This window comes from Leptogranulimonas caecicola, assembly GCF_023168405.1.
In the GTDB taxonomy this organism is placed as follows: domain Bacteria; phylum Actinomycetota; class Coriobacteriia; order Coriobacteriales; family Atopobiaceae; genus Leptogranulimonas; species Leptogranulimonas caecicola.
Genome location: NZ_AP025285.1, coordinates 596,535 through 613,584, shown reverse-complemented (window position 1 = coordinate 613,584; position 17,050 = coordinate 596,535). Strand labels below are relative to the sequence as shown.

Below are 17,050 nucleotides of genomic sequence, written 5' to 3'. Positions count from 1 at the left end.
GACTGCATGGATGCCAGATCCCAACGCAGCCAAAAGCCAGGAGGCCAGGGCGTCTCTTGGCCATAGACGCTAGGCCCCTGCCTGAGTCATCTCTTCTGGGGTGAGCGGGGTCACCGTGGCGCCCTCGGCGATCATCTGGGGAGCCACTGTGCGAGAGATGGCGTCTAGGTAGGCGCGGGCCCCCTCAGGGCGCAGATGGGTGCCGTCGCCCCAGAGGTATTCCTGCTCATGGCCGGCCACCACGCTGGGCCAATCCACATAGGCGACGTTGTCGTACTTGGCGGCGCAGGCTTGGAGGTTGGCGTTCTGCTCGTCCTGGAAACCGTCGCTGTTGACCGTCCCTACCAGATAGATTTGCACGTTCTCGCCGGCGGCAGCCACCATTTCGTCCAGCTGCTCGGGTGTGGCGGTGGAGTTGGAGAACGTCGCCAGCACCAGGCAGTCAGAGAGCGCCCCTTGCTCCACATAGCCCTTGAGCAAGCTTAAGGCCTGGGAGGGATGGCGGCCGATGTAGGCATCCATAAATCCCGAGGGAAACCACAGGTTGAAAGGGCTGTCCCCCGGCACCGAATCACCAATGAGCAGCGGCGCGAACGCCCCTTCTTGAATCTCCTGAGCGCCGGCGGTAAGCGAGAAGGGCTCTTGGGGCAGCTGGGCCGAAGGATCTGCGGCCTCGCCTTGGGCAGCCTCGCCCCCAGCTGCCTCTGATCGATCGATCTTAGAAGTATCCACCGCAGCATCGGCGGCGTCGCCGGTGGACTTGATCGCCTCCTGGGGAACCAGGTAGGTCTCTGGCACCAGCGCCAAGCCCACAGCGGCCACACCCACCACCGCAAGAGCTGCTATGACGGCTTTGCGATGGCGAGCATCGGCAAGCCGCGCCATCACCGCGCCGGACTGGAACGGCCGCTCGATAAAGTGAAACGACAGCATAGCCGCACTGCAGGCCACGCCCACCGCCGCCACAAACTGCGCCAGCTGGCCTTTGGCCAGGTTGCCGCCGATGAGCAGCAACAGCGGGTAGTGCCACAGATAGAGCCCGTAGGAGCGCGCGCCCACCCACGCAGCTGCAGGCAGGCCAAAGAGGCGCGTCACCCAAAGCCCGGGCACCGCCAAGGCCCCCAGAAGCACGCAGGTAGCCACCGTCACCAAGCCCATACCGCCCCAGTAGAAGAAGGGGGCATCGGCGGGCACGAGCACCATGATGAGCGCCAGGAAAGCCAGGGCGCCCAGAGAAGCCCCCTGCATGACCGACCGAGAAACCCGTACCACCTGGGGTTGAACGGCCGCGCGGAAAGCTGCGGGCTTCTCGGCAGCAGAGGCGCCAGAAGCTCCACGGGCTTTGAGCAAAGGCAAAAGGCGCGAGGCAAAGGCAAAGCCTTGGGCCTTGGAGGCCGCCAAGTTGGGCGACCACACCACGGCCAGCCAGGCGCCGGCGAGGAAGGAGAAGGCGCGGGTGTCGGTGCCGTAGTAGACGCGGGAAGGGTCGGCGGCGGGGTTGTAGAGCAGCGCCATGGCCACCAGCGAGGCAAGGGCGCCCAGCAAGGCGAGCCGGCGGACCCAGGTGAGCGATCGGCGGGGAGCCAGCTTGGCCACCAGCCATACCGCCATCGCCCAAATGAGGCAAAGCTGGGCATCCAAGGACACATACCACAGCGGTGTGAGCGGCGAGGGCGAGCCAATGGCGCCGAAGTAGCTTTGACCTGAAGCGATGTAGTGCCAGTTGTCGAAGAAGAGCAGGGAGGGCACGATGTCGGGACGAAGCTTGGTGAGCAGCACGTGATTGGCCACCACGCAAAGAGCGGTGAGGGCGACCACCATGGCGGCCATGGACGGCCATACACGCAGGAAGCGGCGGCGGCAGATGGCGGCCAGCGAGTAACGTCGTGCGCGCAGGCGGCGCAAAAGCGACACGGTGAACAGGTAGCCCGTGAGCACCAAAAAAATCACCACGCCCATATGCCCTGAGGGAAGCCAGGGGCATTGGGCGTGATAGAGCACGATGGCCACGATCGCCAAGGTGCGAAGGCCGTCCAGGGAGGCCACGCGCGCCTGAGGACGGCGAGGCGCAGATTGCGCGGGTCGCTTATGAGGGGGCCTGGCAGATCTATGAGGAGCACGGCGGGAGGCCTCCTGAGCGCTGGAAGAGGTTGTGGTGCGGGCACGAGAAGACGAGGTCACCTATGAGCACTCCTTGAAGACGTCGAACATGAAAACCTGCATTGCGTTGAGAGTTCCATTATTCCATGGTTTGGTACCATGCAAAATGAAAGGGCGTTGCCGAGAAGAACCCCCATCTGAGGATGCAAGGGTTTCTCGGCAGGAGCGCCTTGAGATGTTGGCTCTTAAAGACAAGGAGCGTTCATGGCCATTACGCCAAAAGAGGTGTTTGAGACTCTCAACATGGTGTCCCAGCAGAATCTCGACATTCGCACCATCACCATGGGCATCTCTTTAGCAGGGTGCGCAGATCCTTCCATGGACGCCCTTTGCCGTAAGATCTACGACCACATTTGCACGGCCGCCCAAAACCTGGTGCCTACCGCAGAGGCCCTGGAGCGCGAGTACGGCATCCCCATCATCAACAAGCGCATCTCGGTCTCCCCCATCGCCCAAGTTGCCGCCTGCTGCCCGGACGAGAGTTTTGTGCCGGTGGCCCATGCGCTCGATCGCGCTGCCCAAACGCTGGGCATCGATTATCTGGGCGGCTTCTCGGCCATGGTGCAAAAGGGCATCGGCGACGGCGACCGCCGGCTCATCCACTCCATCCCCGAGGCGCTGGCCACCACCCAGCGAGTATGCTCCTCGGTGAACGTGGCGACCCTTCGCGCCGGCGTCAACATGGACGCCGTGGACCTCATGGCCCACAAGATCTTCGAGTGCGCCGAGCTCACCCGCGACGAGCAGTGCGTGGCCGCCTCCAAGCTGGTGGTCTTTGCCAACATGGTGGAAGACTCGCCCTTTATGGCCGGCGCGGTCCACGGCCCCGGCGAGGCGGACGCCGTCATCAACGTGGGCGTCTCGGGCCCCGGCGTTATGGCGGCCGCGCTGGAAGAGCTCCCTGCCACCGCCAGCCTGGGCGACGTGGCCGAGCGCATCAAGCAGACCGCCTTCAAGATCACCCGTGCCGGCGAGCTCATGAGCCGCGAGGCTGCCAGGCGCCTAGGTGTGGCCAAGGGCATCGTGGACCTGTCGCTGGCTCCCACTCCTGCTGTGGGCGACTCGGTGGCTCGCATCATCGAGATCATCGGCGTGGGCCAATGCGGCGGCCCCGGCACCACGGCCGCGCTGGCCATGCTCAACGACGCGGTGAAGAAGGGTGGCGTCATGGCCAGCTCCAGCGTGGGCGGCCTCTCCGGCGCCTTCATCCCCGTCTCCGAGGACGCCGATATGATCCGCGCCGCTCAAGACGGCGCCATCTCCCTGGAAAAGCTCGAGGCCATGACCTGCGTATGCTCGGTGGGCCTGGACATGATCGCCATCCCCGGGGACACACCCGTCGAGGCCCTGGCCGGCATCATCGCCGACGAGATGGCCATTGGCGTCATCAACAACAAAACCACTGCCGTGCGCATCATCCCGGCCATCGGCAAGAAGGCCGGCGACACCCTGGTCTTTGGCGGCCTCTTTGGCGAGGCTCCGGTCATGGAGGTAAACCCCCATGCAGGCACCGTCTTCGCCCACCGCGGTGGCCACATCCCCGCGCCTTTGAACTCCCTCAAAAACTGACGGCCATGAGCGACTCCGGATCCTCCACGCACCCAGGCGCCGACCCTCGCAAGCGCCCTTCCGGCTCTCGAGCCCGCGGCCGCAATCCCCGCGCCGGCGACCCTGGCGACCGCTACAGCTCTCGACAAGCTCGCGACTCTTGGCGACCTTTCCCTGCCGAGAAACGCTCGACTGCCGCCTCGAGGCCTTCTGGCCTCCCCAACCCAGCTCCTGGCGCCGCTACCCGGGGTCGCTTGGGTTCTTCGCAGCGAGAGGCCTCCACTCGTCATAGGGCCGAGCGCCAGCAGCGCAGGGCTTCTCGGCAAAAGCCTCGTCGCAGCCGGTCTATGCCCCAACTCCCCTCTTGGCCGCAGACGGCAGGACGCGGGCTTCTCGGCAGGAAACCCAGGCGAGCCCCTCAAGGGTCTCTGAGCCAGCGCTTCATGAAGGAGTGGCGCAGAAGCGCGCGCTTTCGCAAGCTGGCGACCAGCGCCGCCGGGCTGCTGGCAGCGCTGGCGGTAGGCCTGGTGATCCTAGGGATACAGCACCATGGGGCGAGGGTCGCCGAGCAGGCACGCGCCCAGACCAATCTGGAGGCCCTGGGGACTTTCGAAAACACGCTCATAGAGAGCTACCGCTCCATCGCACCTTTATATGTGCAGGTAGGCACAGATATTGGGGCTATCCAAGCCTCGGGCAACCAATGCGGGTTTTATATTTGCACCGCCGACGGCCAAAAGCTGACCGCCTACAATTCCCAACAGCCGTTTTATAGTGCGAGCTCCATCAAGGGGCCCTATGTGCTCTCGGTGCTCTCGGAGCTTGAAAGCCCCGACCAGCTGGGCTCTCTGGAAGACAGCGTGACGCTGGCCATCACCGAGTCGGACAACAACAGCTACATCGCCGCCAAGAATGCCTTTGGCACCGCCACCATCAACCAATGGCTGAACAATGCAGGCTCCTCCGAGACCTTGGGCGACAACTGGGGCTCCTATGTGGATTTGAGCTCTGAGCAGCTGGCAGACCTCTGGGTGGAGTCTGCAGCCTGGTGTCTGGGCGACAGCGAGGCCGAGACGCTTCACGACTACGGAGCCGCCATCTTCTCAGAGCCGCTCAACAGTCCTATCGCTCAGCTGCCCGATGCCGTCACCTGGTCGAAGCCCGGCTGGATCGCCACCGAGTCCCAGAACTCCACGGTGGACGCCGGCCTGGTGGTTCGCGACGGCGACGCCTACATCATGGCGGTGATGACCAACAAGGGCGACGACTTTGACGCCCTCGACCCCCTGGTAGCCTCTCTGGACACCCTGGCCCAACGGCTTATCGAGGCACGCACTTCTCGGCTGGCCTAGCGGCAGAGGAATTAATGGTTCTCGTGGCCCTCGTGCTCATGACCCCCATGTTTGGGGTGCGCGCGCCGCCCGGGTTCGTGGTCCTCATGACCATGCTCGCCATACTCGCAGTAGCCTTGCTCATGGTCGCAGTGGGTATGGTCGTGATGGCGCTCCTCTTCCTGGAGGCGCTCCTCGGCGTGCCACCTGAGGGGCAAGAAGGCCTCGCGCAAGAAATTGCGCTCCAAATCCTTGCCGATAAACACTGCCTTGGCTTCCTCGGCGTCGAGCTCTTCTCCCAGCTCCTCCGCACCAGTGACGGCCCAGCGGCGGGCCACCACGTCAAAGCGCAGCAGGCCGTCCAAGGTGCGCACGAAGCCCTTGGCACGCGCCACCTTGCCAAAGACCCCTGCCACCAGGGCATCCAAAAGCCACGCCAGATGAGCTGCAGTAGACACAGAGGCGTGGCCCAGGGCGAAGGTTTCAAGTCCGGGATCCTCGTCAGGCGAGGGTGCTGGCTCAGCGGCTGCCTGCTCGGGGTTGAGGTCGCGGTGAAGCAACGACTCAAACCACTCGTCGGGAATCTCTGAGAGCGGGACTGCCTTGATATCGACGCCGGGCTTAGCGTCGCAGATGGACCCCACCAGGTCGTCGAGGCCTTCGTCAACACCCTCTGCCTGGGCATCATCCCGAGCGGGTATCTTGGAGATCACCACAGTGGGAGCGGCGTCCAGCTGGTCGTTGAAGATCTCTGGGTAGGCCTCTTTCTCAGACTGCCAAGACTCCCAGTCCACGATGCACACGGGCTCAAGGAGGCTGATGCGCTCGTAGGTGACCTTGTCCACGTTGTCGAGCACTGCGGAAAGCTTGGCGACGCCCGTAGGCTCGACCACCAGGTACTCAGGGTCTAAGGTGTTGGCGATGGTGAGCACGCTGGTGGCGAAATCCTGTTTGCCAGTACAGCAAATGCAACGATCAAGCGATTCCCAGACCTCGAGGCCAGTGCCCTCTTTGAGCACCTGACTATCGATATCGGTCTGACCGTATTCGTTCTCATAGATCACAAAGTCGCGGTGGGTGCGCCGCGCCAGTTCCTGGATAAAGGTGGTCTTGCCTGCTCCCAGAAAGCCTGAGATCACGAGTACCTTCATGGTGCCTCCCCTAGAAAAAAGGGCGGCGCCACAATCTGTGACACCGCCCGCATTGCTGCAAATAGCGAGAAGCTGGCGCGCCTTCAGAGCGCATCAACCTTGATAAGACTAGTCTTCCTCGATGACCACGACGGGCTTGATGAGGTCGGCAGGCTTGTCGCGCATCAGGAAGAGGGCCTCCTCTAGGTGGTCCCAGCCATGGAAGACATGGGACAGGAGGGGCTTCAAGTCCAGGCGGCCGCAGGTGACCAGGCTGGCAAGCTTCTCCATACGCAGGCGACCACCGGGCATCAGGCCACCGTTGATCTCCTTATGCCCCATGCCAACACCCCACTCAACACGGGGGATGTCGATGTAGTCGCCGGAGCCAAGATAATTCACATTGCCGATCTTGCCGCCGGGCTTCACAGCGACGACGGCCTCCTTGAAGGTATCCACGTCCCCGCCGGCGATGAGGACCTTGTCGACGCCCTTGCCGTCGGTCATGGCCAGCACCTGCTCGCCGATGGGGCCGTTCTTGTAGGAGATGAAGTCGGTGGCGCCATAACCACGAGCAGCCTCGATGCAGTTGGGACGGGTGCCCACGGCGATGATACGAGAAGCGCCGCGGAGGGCAGCGCCGGCCACGGCCATGAGACCCACGGGGCCAATGCCAATGACCAGGCAGGTGTCGCCAAACTGGACGTCAGCCAACTCGGAGGCGTGGAAGCCGGTGGGGACCATGTCGGACAGCATGCAGGCCTCAGCCACATCCATGCCCTCAGGCATGAGAGCCAGGTTGCCGTCAGCGTCGTTCACGTGGATGAGCTCGGCGAAAACGCCGTCCTTGAAGTTGGAGAACTTCCAGCCCGCCAGCATGCCACCGGAGTGCATGGAGTAGCCGGCCTGGGCCTCCAGGGAGTTCCAATCGGGGGTGATGGCGGGAAGAAGCACGCGATCGCCGGGCTTGAAGTCGTGCACGCACTCGCCCACCTCGACAACCTCGGCGCAGCCCTCATGACCCAGGATCATGTTGTGGCGCTCGCCGATGGCGCCCTCCCAGAGGGTATGCACATCGGAGGTGCAGATGGCTACCGCCAAGGGCTTGACGATGGCGTCGTTGGGGCCGCAGACGGGGGCTTCTTTCTCAATCCACCCCGACTCACCGATCTTGAGCATTGCATAACCCTTCATGACACACTTCCTCTCTTTGGTGGCACTCTAAAAGGGCGTTTGTTACAAACTAAATGCAAGCTTAAGGATAATAGCCATTTCTCGGAGCAAAACCACTGGCAGTATGAACGGAGTAATTCTAGGCTACGAGCAGTAAATGGCATGTCAATGGCACCCTATATCCCTAAATATTTTTCTATAATTATTTTACTTATATGTGAATATTCTTGGCATATAACCCCATGTCAGAGCTGTAAGTTATAAAAGGCTCCATATTGCTGAATATTTTCTTTATATCTATTTTCATCTATACTTTCCCTAGACCTGGTTCTTTGAGCCCTCTACCCTCTTACACTTCCTCCACAACTACGAGGGTACGGCTGCCCCGTCCTACTCTATAGATATAGGACGGGCCAAGGAGTCTTTCTCACCCCTTGGGTACAGTCCTAGAGGCGTTCATTAAGCAACCGAGTTTGCGGCCCTAGGCCGTGGTGGGAGGTTTTTAAGCATGAGCGAGATGGTGAAATGGGGCATTTTGGGCTCAGGCGGCATCGCACGCCGCTTTGCCGCATCCTGCGCGCAGGAACCCAATTGTGAACTGGTTGCCCTATGGAGTCCCACCCAAGACCATTGCGAGAAATTCGCCGCTGAGTATGGCATGGAAGCTCAAAGCTCTGCCCAAGAGCTTTTGGCGCGCCAGGATATCGATGCTATCTATATCGCCCTGCCTCCGGCATCGCACGCACCCTATTCGTTGGAGGCTATCGAAGCCGGCAAAGCCGTCCTATGCGAGAAGCCTTGCGCCCTTACCGCCGCAGAGTTTAGCCAGGTGGCCAAAGCCGCCCTGGAGCACGATCGCTTTTACATGGAAGCTATGAAGCCTCGCTTCACCCCGCTCTACCAGCTGGTGCGCCAGCGGGTGAGCCAAGGGGCCATAGGCGAGGTTTCGGGTGTCGAGGCATCCCTTATCCGCAAGGTGGACCCTTCGCAGGCACGCCCCTGGTTTACAGAGCCTATAGGAGGCGGCCAGGCGCTCGATATGGGCATCTATGGCGCCACTTACCTCGCAGAGTATTGCTCGGGCGATATCAAGGTACACAAAGCCAGCCATCTTTATCGCGACGAGGTGGACTGGCAAGACAGCGCCACCATGGGCATTGGCACCTATGGGTGCACTCTCACCTGCGATGCCACCCAGGACTTAGGCTGCGCTGCCACCATCTTTGGCAATGAGGGTTCCATTGAGATCTCCGATATAACCCGTCCGGTGCGCGCGGTGCTCCATCGCCAAGGCGGCGAGGACGAGCTTCTAAAAGCCCCGCTGCCTGGCGACGACTTTAGCGCGCAGATCCAGCACTTCTGCTCCTGCTTCTTGTCGGGCGCCAAGGAAAGCCCGCTTATGGGCTTGGACGACTCCTTGCGCGAAGCCCGCATCTTAGACGCCCTTGTCAGCGGCTTCGATCGCTATGCCATCGCCCAAGAACTGGGCGATATCTTGGGCAAGGACGGCGTCGTCTTGGGCGAACCCATGAAAGATCACACCACGTTCAAGATCGGCGGGCCGGCAGACGTCTACATCACCCCTAAGAGCCGCGGCCAGCTCATAGACTCCGTGCGCCTTCTGCGCGACAAGGGGGTCCCCTTCTTCGTCTTGGGCAAAGGCAGCGACCTTTTGGTCTCTGATGCCGGATACCGCGGCGTCATGGTGGATGTGTCCAGCGGGCTTTTAGATGTAGCCCATGACGGCACCCGCCTCACCTGCCAAGCTGGCGTGGCGCTCGCAGATGCCGCAGAGATGGCGGCGGCCCTCTCTCTGAGCGGCCTGGAGTTTTCCTGCGGCATCCCCGGCACCGTAGGCGGCGCCGTCTTTATGAATGCCGGAGCCTACGACGGCTGCATAGCCGACGTGCTGGAGAGCGCAGAGGTGCTCTTCAGCGACGGTCACACAGAAACCTTGGTAGCCAAGGACCTGGACTTGGGCTATCGCACCAGCCGCGTGAAGACAGACCATTTGGTGGTCATCTCTGCTACCTTCCGCCTCGCGCCCGCCGACAGCGGCGACATTCGCTCCAAGATGGACGACCTCACTTGCCGCCGAGAAGAAAAGCAACCTCTTGAGATGCCCAGTGCAGGTTCGACCTTCAAGCGCCCCGAGGGCCACTTCGCCGGCAAGCTCATCACCGAGGCAGGCTGCCAGGGGGCTCGCATAGGCGGCGCCGAGGTCTCTCCTAAGCACGCAGGCTTTGTGGTAAACGCCCACAATGCCACCGCTCGCGACGTAAAGGCGTTGATCGAACATGTCCAACAACAGGTGCTCGAGCACTCCGGCGTGACGCTTGAGCCCGAAGTGAGATTTGTAGGGCCATATACATCATGACAAGTGGAAACCCCATGCCAGATACCCCACAACTTCACTGCCCCGCTTCCTGGAGCGACTTGGCAGAGCTGCTTGGAAGCCCCGAGGTCTCAGGCACCATGGCGCTGCCTGCCGTGGTCTATGCCGACACGCCCGTGACCATCCCCGAGGGCGCTCGCATCGACCTGCTCTGCTGTGCCACACGGCTGCGCGTGGCCCCTGGCGTAAAGACGCTCTTTAGCGTCCCTGCCAGCGCCACCCTCCATGTGGCGGGGTCCATCATCTTGGAGCCTCCCTTCCCGGCGGGAGAATCGCTCTTCTCGGTGGCCCCAGAGGGGTTGCTCGAGCTCGACGTGGCCTTGTTGGCCAAGGCGCCCAAGGCAAAAGAGGAGCTTCCCCAAGGCTCGGTGGTGGAGTGTGAAGGCACGCTGGTCATGGGGCACTGCGCCGCCATCGAGGGCTGGCAGGTAAAGCCCCAAGATGACAAAGCTTCAGGGTGCGCGGTGAGGGTCAGCGGGGAGAACGCCAAGTTTTTTATGGGTGGCGGCCGTATCACCAACTGCTCTACGGCCCAAGCCAGCTCGGCGGTGCCCGGAGCGGCGGTGCAGATTCTTGAGGGAGCCTGCTTCACCATGTCTGGGGGAACCATCGCCAACAACAACCGCGAGGGCTCGGAGGCACGCCCCTTTGGCGGCGGCGTCTACTGCGACCACGCTGCCTTCAAGATGACCGGGGGCACCATCGAGGGCAATGCGGCCACCCACGGCGGCGGCGTCTACTGCGTGGGCAAGGGCTCGGTGGATGTCTCTGGCGGCCGCATCACCGCCAATGAGGCAGACCATCGAGGTGGCGGCATCTATTCCACCGGCGAAGTGATGCTCGCGGGAGGAGACGTCTCCCATAACTCTGCTGCCATGGGCGGCGGCGTCTTTAATTCTGGCCGCCTCCAGGAGGCAGGCGCGGTGATCGTCGCCAACGAGGCCGACTCCGGCGCGGGCATCTATAACCGGGGCAGCCTGGCCATGGAAGGCGGTTCCATCGTGAAAAACGCGGCCGAAGGCACGCAGGGCTCGGGCGGCGGCGTCTTCAACACCGGACGCCTGTCGCTGGCCGACGGCACCATTGCCGGCAACTGCGCCCTCTATACCGGCGGCGGCGTCTTCAACACTCGCACCGGCTCCATCGAGATCGCAGGCGCGGGGCTTTCCCGCAACCGCGCCCTCTACGGAGGCGGCATCTACAACGCCTCCGGCCGCGTGCACATCACCCAGGGCGACATTGTGGACAACCAGGCCAACTCCACCCAATATGGCGGAGGCGGCATCTATAACACCGGCAAACTGGAATGCGTGAGCGCCACCATCGTGCACAACGCCTCCCAGGGCATGGGCGGCGGCATCTACAACACCGGCACGGTGCTTTTGGGCTCCTCGGGCCTGTCGCACAACGCCGCCCAAAACGGAGGCGGCGTCTTCAACCGCGGGCATCTGGCCACCGAGGGCGCAGTGCTTGTCTACAACATGGTGGAGGATATGGGCGGCGGTATTGTGAACACCGGCTCGCTCACCATGGCCAGAGGCACCGTGGCCCATAACACCGCCCGTCGAGGCGGCGGCATCTTGAACGCCGGCAACGCCCAAGTCCAAGGCACCCTGCTGGGCCGCAACCGCGCCGGCCGCGCCCGAGACTTCTACAACTACCGCGACGACGGGGCCCGGGGCACCTTCACCTTGACCCTTCCCGAGAATGACCCTGCCTACCAGGGTTTTGGCTGGCTTGAGGAGGGAGCGGCCACCACCGGCGATCCCGATTCTTCCGACCAGTTTGTAGACGACCACGAGGAGCGGCTCTTATCGGCACGTCCCGTATGCGAAGTGTGCTTCTATACCTCTGACGGCGCGCTTATCGACACCCATCTGGTGGCCCCTGGCTCTCTGATCGAGAAGCCTGGCGAGCCCGGCGTGCCCTCGGGCCAACCTTTGGCGGTCTTCAGCGGCTGGGCCAACGCCAAAGACGGCGAGTCCTTTGACTTTGACACTCCGGTGGAGACGGATTTGCAGCTGGTAGCCCTCTACGACGAGCCTGCCACCCAGCAGCCTTTGGAAGAGGATCCCCTGCCTGGGCTGGATTCGGCGGCCCAAGACGGCATCTCGGCCGCAGCGCAAAAGAACGCGGCCGCGGCCGCGGAAACCATCCATCCGTTCCCCGCCACGGCGTTCCCTCGCGTGCCTCAAGAAAACGAGACGTCCACCGAGCTCTCCCCTATGGTGGCCGGCCTCCTCTGGGGAGCCAGGGCCATGGGCACCGTCGCGGGATTCGTGCGCTCGCGTGCTCCTCGCAGGCAGGATTCAGCCTCTTAGGGGTTTGACGCCCTTTCTTGCAATGACCGCTCTCGCTCCTCTCGAAGGTTGCATTTGGCCCTTTGAGAGGAGTAGAGTCTCACCTGACGTTTCAGGGCGGGGTGCAATTCCCCACTGGCGGTAAGGCGTCTATGCCAAGCCCGCAAACCGCGCATGCGGCCGATCCAGTGCAAGTCTGGAGCCAACGGTGACAGTCCGGATGGAAGAAACGGGGTGCAGCCATGACGTGGCAAACTTCCTCATCTAAAACCAAATCATCTACCCAGCCCGCCAACGGGCAGAGGCCCTCGGCCCACGCCACTTCGAAGGATGCGAGTTCCTGGAACTCCAGGCGCGTGGCGATCTCGGCGCTCTTTTGCGCCGCTGCCCTGGTGGCCAGCTTCATCGAGATCCCCATCTTTCCTTTGGCCCCGTACCTCAAGTACGACCCCTCCGGCGTGGTATGCCTGGTGGCAGGCCTTTTGTTTGGGCCGGCCATCGGCGCTTGCACCGCAGTGCTTCCCTGGGTGATCCGCCTGTTCACAGACCCCTTTGGCGCCATCATGGCCATGGCCTGCTCTCTGGCAGCCACCCTGCCCGCGGCCTTTATCTACAGGCGCCATCACAGTTTCAAGGGAGCTGTAGCAGGGCTGCTCATCGCTGCAGTCGTCACCCTTGCAGTGGCCCTCTTGGGAAACCTGGTGATCACGCCCCTTTACTCGGGCATGCCGCTGGAGACCGTGGCCACCCTCATCGTGCCGGTGCTTTTACCCTTCAACCTGCTGAAGATCGCCATTAACACCGCCCTTACGCTGGCGGTCTACAAACCCGTCTCCACCATGGTAGGCCAATGAGCCCTAGGGAAGACTTGCAGGTAGCCAAGCTAGAGCACGTGCGCTTTTCCTACGACGGCGGGGCCACCTGGGCGCTAGACGATGTGTCCTTATCGGTAGAGGCCGGAGAGCGCCTTTGCCTCTTGGGGGCCAACGGCTCGGGAAAATCCACGCTGGCACGCCTTTTGGCAGGCATCCTGGCGCCCGATGAGGGCGCCGTGGAGCTCATGGGCCGCACCTGCTTTGTGGACGGCGTCCCTGACGGCGAGGCCTATCAGCAGGCGCGGGACAGAAGCGCCATGGTCTTTCAAACCCCCGAGGACGCCATTTTGACCACTCAGGTGGACCAAGACGTGGCCTTTGGCCCCGAGAATCTGGGTTGGGACCCCGCCGCCATCGATCAGGCGGTCGACGACGCCCTTGAGGCCACGCACCTGGAAACACTGGCAAGCCAAGATCCCACTCGGCTTTCTGGCGGCCAGCAACAGCGGGTGGCCATTGCAGGGGCGCTGGCGTGCGACCCGGCGCTCTTGGTGCTGGACGAGCCTGGCGCCAGGCTCGATGTGGAGGGCCGCCGTCAAGTGGCTGCCACACTGGCCTCGCTGGGCGCTCCGCATGCCTGCGTGCTGGTGACCCACTCCATGGACGAAGCGGCCGCCGCAGACCGCATCATTGTGCTGTCCAGAGGAAAGATCGCACTGCAGGGCGCCCCTGAGCAGGTGCTCACTCAGGCGAGCCGCCTCGCCTCGTTTTCGCTGGAGCCCCCCTTCGCCACCTCGCTGGCATTGGCTCTGGCTCGCTCTGGCATGCCCGTGAGCCCCACCGTCTCTCCTGCGACCCTTTTGGACCAGCTGGCAGGTGGCGCCTCATGAGCCTCGACTTTTCCCAGGTGACCTTTGGCTATGAGGCCCAGCCGGTAATCTCCAATCTGAGCCTTGCTGTGCCCGACGGCGCTCTCACCGTGCTGGCCGGAGCAACTGGCTCGGGCAAATCCACGGTACTCAAACTTGCTGCCGGTCTGTTGCGTCCCAAGAGCGGCACTATCGAGGTCGACGGAGCCCCAATTTGGCGCTCGGGTTTTTTGGGCCGCCCCAGGCGCGACCCTGAGCTTCCCTGGCGCCTGGGCTATGTGATGCAGCGCCCGGAGCGCCAGCTCTTCGCCGCCAGCGTGCTCGACGACGTGGCCTTTGGCCCCAAAAACGCCGGTCTCTCTGCCCAGGAGGCCGCCTGCGCCGCCACCGAGGCCCTGGATCTTTTGGAGGTCTTGCATCTCGCCCGCCGCTCGCCCTTCGAGCTATCCGGAGGCCAGCAGCGCCTGGTGGCCATCGCAGGCGTGCTGGCCATGAAGCCGCGCAACCTGGTGCTCGACGAACCCCTCTCTGCGCTCGACCCTGAGGGCCGGTCCCTGGTAGAGCGTGCCTTGTCCCAGCTGGTCACCCCCACCGGCGCCCTGCTCATGGTATGCCACGACATGGATGCTGCCGGACGCATCGCCTCCCGGATGGTGGTGCTCGACCAGGGTGCCGTCGCCCTAGAAGGCCCCTGTGCCCAGGTCTTTTCCCATGCCGAGAAACTCCGTCGCCTGGGGCTGGGCCTCCCTGCTCCCCTGGCCTTCGCCCATCAGCTGGAAGCGCGCACCGGAGCCTCCCTAGGCGCCCCTCTCACAGAGGATGCCCTGGTAAAAGCCATCCTCGCACAGCGGGATTTGATACCCGGCGCCCGTCGCGCCGCCTTGGAGACCCCCGGCTCTGCGGACTCCCCTGAGAACGCGCCCTCGAGCGGCAACACTTTTGGCGGCCCGTCTTTGGGAGGCGCCTCATGAGCGCGCTAGGGGAGTTCGGCCGCTACCAGAAGGGCTCCTCGCCTCTCCACAGAGCCGACGCCCGCGCCAAGATCCTGGTAACCGTGGCCTTTATGACCACCATCTTCTTGATCGTCTCACCGATGCAGGCTCTCTGGGCGCTGGCAGGCTTTTTGGGACTCTGTGCGCTGGGGCGCATCTCGCCGATGTCGCTTTTGGCTTCCTCGGCACCACTTCTGGTGTTGCTGGCAGTCTTCTCGCTGCTCAACCTGTTCGTGAATCCAGAAGGCCCGCTGCTTTGGAGCTGGGGGGCGCTCGCCATTCATGAGGGCGGGCTCTTCTCGGCAGCCCTCACCGCCACCAGGCTGGGGCTTTTGGTGGTGAACGGAGCTCTGCTTTTGGCCGTGACCGAGCCGCTGCAGCTCACCCGTGCCCTTTCGTCGCTGCTCTCTCCTCTGGGTCGCCTGGGCGTGCCGGTGGAGCAACTGGCCTTTGTGCTGGCACTGGCGCTGCGATTTGTGCCCACCCTCACCTTAGAGATCCAAAGCGTCATGGATGCCCAGCGCGCTCGCGGGGCCGCCTTTGACTCCGGAGGCCCAGTGAGGCGCCTGCAGGCCCTTTTGAGCATTTTGGTGCCCACGTTCGCCGGCGCGCTGCGTCATGCCCAAGGGCTGTCACTGGCCCTCGAGGCTCGCCATTACGATCCCAACCGCCCGCGCACTATTTGGAAGAAACCGCATCTGGGGCAGGTGGACGCGGTATTATGCATCTATGGTCTTATATACGTGATAGGGTTGTCCCTGCTTTAATTCTCCATGGGGAGTGGACGCGGGGGCCGCAAGGGACTACCATATGTGAGCTCAAGGAATCCCCCGCTATGCATCTGGTATCCTGATTTGTAGCTTAAAGATTCTCACTACACGACAGGCACACGCAATTTGAATGGAGCCGCCATGTCGCACACGCTTTCTGACGGCTCCGGCCGTCAACCGTTTTACCATCGTCCTGCCGGAGATAGGTCCGCTATTTTTTCTCCTATGAATCAAAACTCAACCCTTTCACGCCGTGGCCTCCTCAAGGCGACGGCCGGTATTGGCGCCCTTGGCGCAGCTTCCGCGCTCACTCCTTCCCTCGCTTTCGCACGGCCTTCGGCCTCTCAATCCACCTTGGACGCGTTGGCCTCAGCTCAAGAGCAGCTGGACCAAGTTCAGGGGCAGCTCGACCAGCTAGGCGAGGAATACGAAGCCATTGCCGAGAAGCTCTCGGCCACCATGGACCAAATCGAAGAGGTCAATGGCCAGATCTCTGAGACCGAGACCACCATCGCCCAAAAAGAGGAGGAGCTCGCAGCCAAAAAAGAGGTGCTGGCTCGCCGCGTCAACGCCAGTTACAAAGCCGGCGACTCCAACCTCTTGGAGGTGCTTCTCGCCTCCTCCAGCTTTGATGAGCTGACCTCGAACATCTATTACATGAACAAGGTGACGCAAAACGACGTCTCCTTGATCGACTCTGTGACCCAGGCCAAAGAGGCTCTGGCCCGCACCAAGGCCGAGCTGGAGAGCCGCAAGAGCCAGCTAGAAGAGCTCAAAGCCCAGCAGGGCGACGATCTTGCCGCCGCCCAGGCCAAGCAGCAGGAGGCCCAGCAGCTCTTAGACAGCCTCTCTGGCGAGGTCCGCGACCTCATGGCCCAGCGCGACGCAGAGATCTTGGCCTCAGCAGAAGAGGAGAAGGCAGAGCGCGAGAAGGCCCGAGCAGCAGCGGCCGCGGCCGCTGCTGCGGCCAGCCGTCCAGCCGCTTCTGGGGCCGGCGGCGCCACTTCGAATGCCGCAGGCTCTGCCTCTGGCAAAGGCGCGGCCATCGTGGCCGCCTGCTCCCGGGTTGGCTCCCCTGGCGGCGGTCTGTGCGCCATGTGGGTGAGCCAGGTCTACCAGGCAGCCGGCTGCGGATACCCTGGCGGCAACGCCGTGGACCAGTACTATGCCTACTGCTCTAGCTCCGATCGCTCTACCCTTCAGCCCGGCATGCTCATCGCTGTGCCTTCCCACCCCCACACCGCTGCCGGCCGCATCTATGGCCACGTAGGCATCTACATTGGCGGCGGCCTGGTGATGGACAATGTAGGCTACATCCGTACCATCAGCCTGGACTCTTGGATCTCCTACTACGAGTCCGGCGGTGTGCGCGCTCGCTGGGGCTTCGCCTAAGATCTCGCAGGTTCATGCGTTTTCAGTGCCTTGCAGCACCTTCTTTGGGCTGCAAGGCATTTTTATGAGGGGCAGCCTCTGCGGTTTTCCCCTGCAGACCTGGGTGCAACCCGCATTAGGCGCCCTGTTTGCACTATGTTTTGCTTACCAGCTATGCCAGGAGGCACCGCATAAA

General features: G+C 62.8%; 12 protein-coding genes and 1 riboswitch. Of the genes, 9 read left to right on the top strand and 3 right to left on the bottom strand.

What is annotated here, in order from left to right:
* Positions 1–69 precede the first annotated feature (69 nt).
* Positions 70–2,181 carry an acyltransferase family protein gene (locus OR601_RS02760; protein WP_265592118.1) on the bottom strand — a complete coding sequence of 704 codons (2,112 nt, stop codon included), beginning with the start codon at positions 2,179–2,181 and terminating at the stop codon, positions 70–72.
* Between the two features lie 183 nt (positions 2,182–2,364).
* Here OR601_RS02760 and OR601_RS02755 point away from each other — a divergent pair, with 183 nt between their 5' ends.
* Together OR601_RS02755 and OR601_RS02750 are read left to right on the top strand one after the other, a co-directional pair.
* Positions 2,365–3,729, top strand: a complete 1,365-nt coding sequence (locus OR601_RS02755; RefSeq protein WP_265592117.1) for a PFL family protein — start codon at positions 2,365–2,367, stop codon at positions 3,727–3,729.
* A 5-nt stretch (positions 3,730–3,734) separates the two neighbouring features.
* Positions 3,735–5,060, top strand: a complete 1,326-nt coding sequence (locus tag OR601_RS02750; protein ID WP_265592116.1) for a serine hydrolase — start codon at positions 3,735–3,737, stop codon at positions 5,058–5,060.
* A gap of 11 nt (positions 5,061–5,071) precedes the next feature.
* Here OR601_RS02750 and OR601_RS02745 read toward each other — a convergent pair whose 3' ends face one another.
* Positions 5,072–6,190: a CobW family GTP-binding protein gene (locus OR601_RS02745; protein ID WP_265592115.1), complete on the bottom strand. Its 1,119-nt coding sequence runs from the start codon at positions 6,188–6,190 to the stop codon at positions 5,072–5,074.
* 108 nt (positions 6,191–6,298) lie between these two features.
* Positions 6,299–7,363: an NAD(P)-dependent alcohol dehydrogenase gene (locus OR601_RS02740; RefSeq protein WP_265592114.1), complete on the bottom strand. Its 1,065-nt coding sequence runs from the start codon at positions 7,361–7,363 to the stop codon at positions 6,299–6,301.
* 487 nt (positions 7,364–7,850) lie between these two features.
* Here OR601_RS02740 and murB point away from each other — a divergent pair, with 487 nt between their 5' ends.
* The 7 genes from murB (at position 7,851) to OR601_RS02700 (ending at position 16,875) form a co-directional block, all read left to right on the top strand.
* A complete protein-coding gene (gene murB / locus OR601_RS08630) occupies positions 7,851–9,719 on the top strand; it encodes a UDP-N-acetylmuramate dehydrogenase (protein WP_323373083.1) in 1,869 nt (622 codons plus the stop codon).
* Positions 9,720–9,733: 14 nt separating this feature from the next.
* The gene (locus tag OR601_RS02725) at positions 9,734–12,058 is read left to right on the top strand and encodes a hypothetical protein (RefSeq protein ID WP_265592113.1); all 2,325 of its coding nucleotides are present in this window, start codon (positions 9,734–9,736) and stop codon (positions 12,056–12,058) included.
* Positions 12,059–12,141: 83 nt separating this feature from the next.
* Positions 12,142–12,273: riboswitch (FMN riboswitch) on the top strand.
* Between the two features lie 6 nt (positions 12,274–12,279).
* A complete protein-coding gene (locus OR601_RS02720; RefSeq protein WP_265592112.1) occupies positions 12,280–12,891 on the top strand; it encodes an ECF transporter S component in 612 nt (203 codons plus the stop codon).
* The gene (locus OR601_RS02715) at positions 12,888–13,742 is read left to right on the top strand and encodes an ATP-binding cassette domain-containing protein (RefSeq protein ID WP_265592111.1); all 855 of its coding nucleotides are present in this window, start codon (positions 12,888–12,890) and stop codon (positions 13,740–13,742) included. The genes OR601_RS02720 and OR601_RS02715 overlap by 4 nt, the downstream gene beginning before the upstream one ends.
* A complete protein-coding gene (locus tag OR601_RS02710; protein WP_265592110.1) occupies positions 13,739–14,692 on the top strand; it encodes an energy-coupling factor ABC transporter ATP-binding protein in 954 nt (317 codons plus the stop codon). The genes OR601_RS02715 and OR601_RS02710 overlap by 4 nt, the downstream gene beginning before the upstream one ends.
* Positions 14,689–15,480: an energy-coupling factor transporter transmembrane component T family protein gene (locus OR601_RS02705; protein ID WP_265592109.1), complete on the top strand. Its 792-nt coding sequence runs from the start codon at positions 14,689–14,691 to the stop codon at positions 15,478–15,480. The genes OR601_RS02710 and OR601_RS02705 overlap by 4 nt, the downstream gene beginning before the upstream one ends.
* A 144-nt stretch (positions 15,481–15,624) precedes the next feature.
* On the top strand, positions 15,625–16,875 hold the full coding sequence (locus OR601_RS02700; RefSeq protein ID WP_265592108.1) for a coiled-coil domain-containing protein: 1,251 nt from the start codon (positions 15,625–15,627) through the stop codon (positions 16,873–16,875).
* Positions 16,876–17,050: the final 175 nt, after the last annotated feature.

Bases quoted from the DNA above. Each gene is read 5' to 3' on its own strand.
- OR601_RS02755 (WP_265592117.1), top strand. From the start codon at position 2,365: ATGGCCATTACGCCAAAAGAGGTGTTTGAGACTCTCAACATGGTGTCC.
- OR601_RS02750 (WP_265592116.1), top strand. From the start codon at position 3,735: ATGAGCGACTCCGGATCCTCCACGCACCCAGGCGCCGACCCTCGCAAG.
- OR601_RS02745 (WP_265592115.1), bottom strand. From the start codon at position 6,190: ATGAAGGTACTCGTGATCTCAGGCTTTCTGGGAGCAGGCAAGACCACC.
- OR601_RS02740 (WP_265592114.1), bottom strand. From the start codon at position 7,363: ATGAAGGGTTATGCAATGCTCAAGATCGGTGAGTCGGGGTGGATTGAG.
- murB (WP_323373083.1), top strand. From the start codon at position 7,851: ATGAGCGAGATGGTGAAATGGGGCATTTTGGGCTCAGGCGGCATCGCA.
- OR601_RS02725 (WP_265592113.1), top strand. From the start codon at position 9,734: ATGCCAGATACCCCACAACTTCACTGCCCCGCTTCCTGGAGCGACTTG.
- OR601_RS02720 (WP_265592112.1), top strand. From the start codon at position 12,280: ATGACGTGGCAAACTTCCTCATCTAAAACCAAATCATCTACCCAGCCC.
- OR601_RS02715 (WP_265592111.1), top strand. From the start codon at position 12,888: ATGAGCCCTAGGGAAGACTTGCAGGTAGCCAAGCTAGAGCACGTGCGC.
- OR601_RS02710 (WP_265592110.1), top strand. From the start codon at position 13,739: ATGAGCCTCGACTTTTCCCAGGTGACCTTTGGCTATGAGGCCCAGCCG.
- OR601_RS02705 (WP_265592109.1), top strand. From the start codon at position 14,689: ATGAGCGCGCTAGGGGAGTTCGGCCGCTACCAGAAGGGCTCCTCGCCT.
- OR601_RS02700 (WP_265592108.1), top strand. From the start codon at position 15,625: ATGTCGCACACGCTTTCTGACGGCTCCGGCCGTCAACCGTTTTACCAT.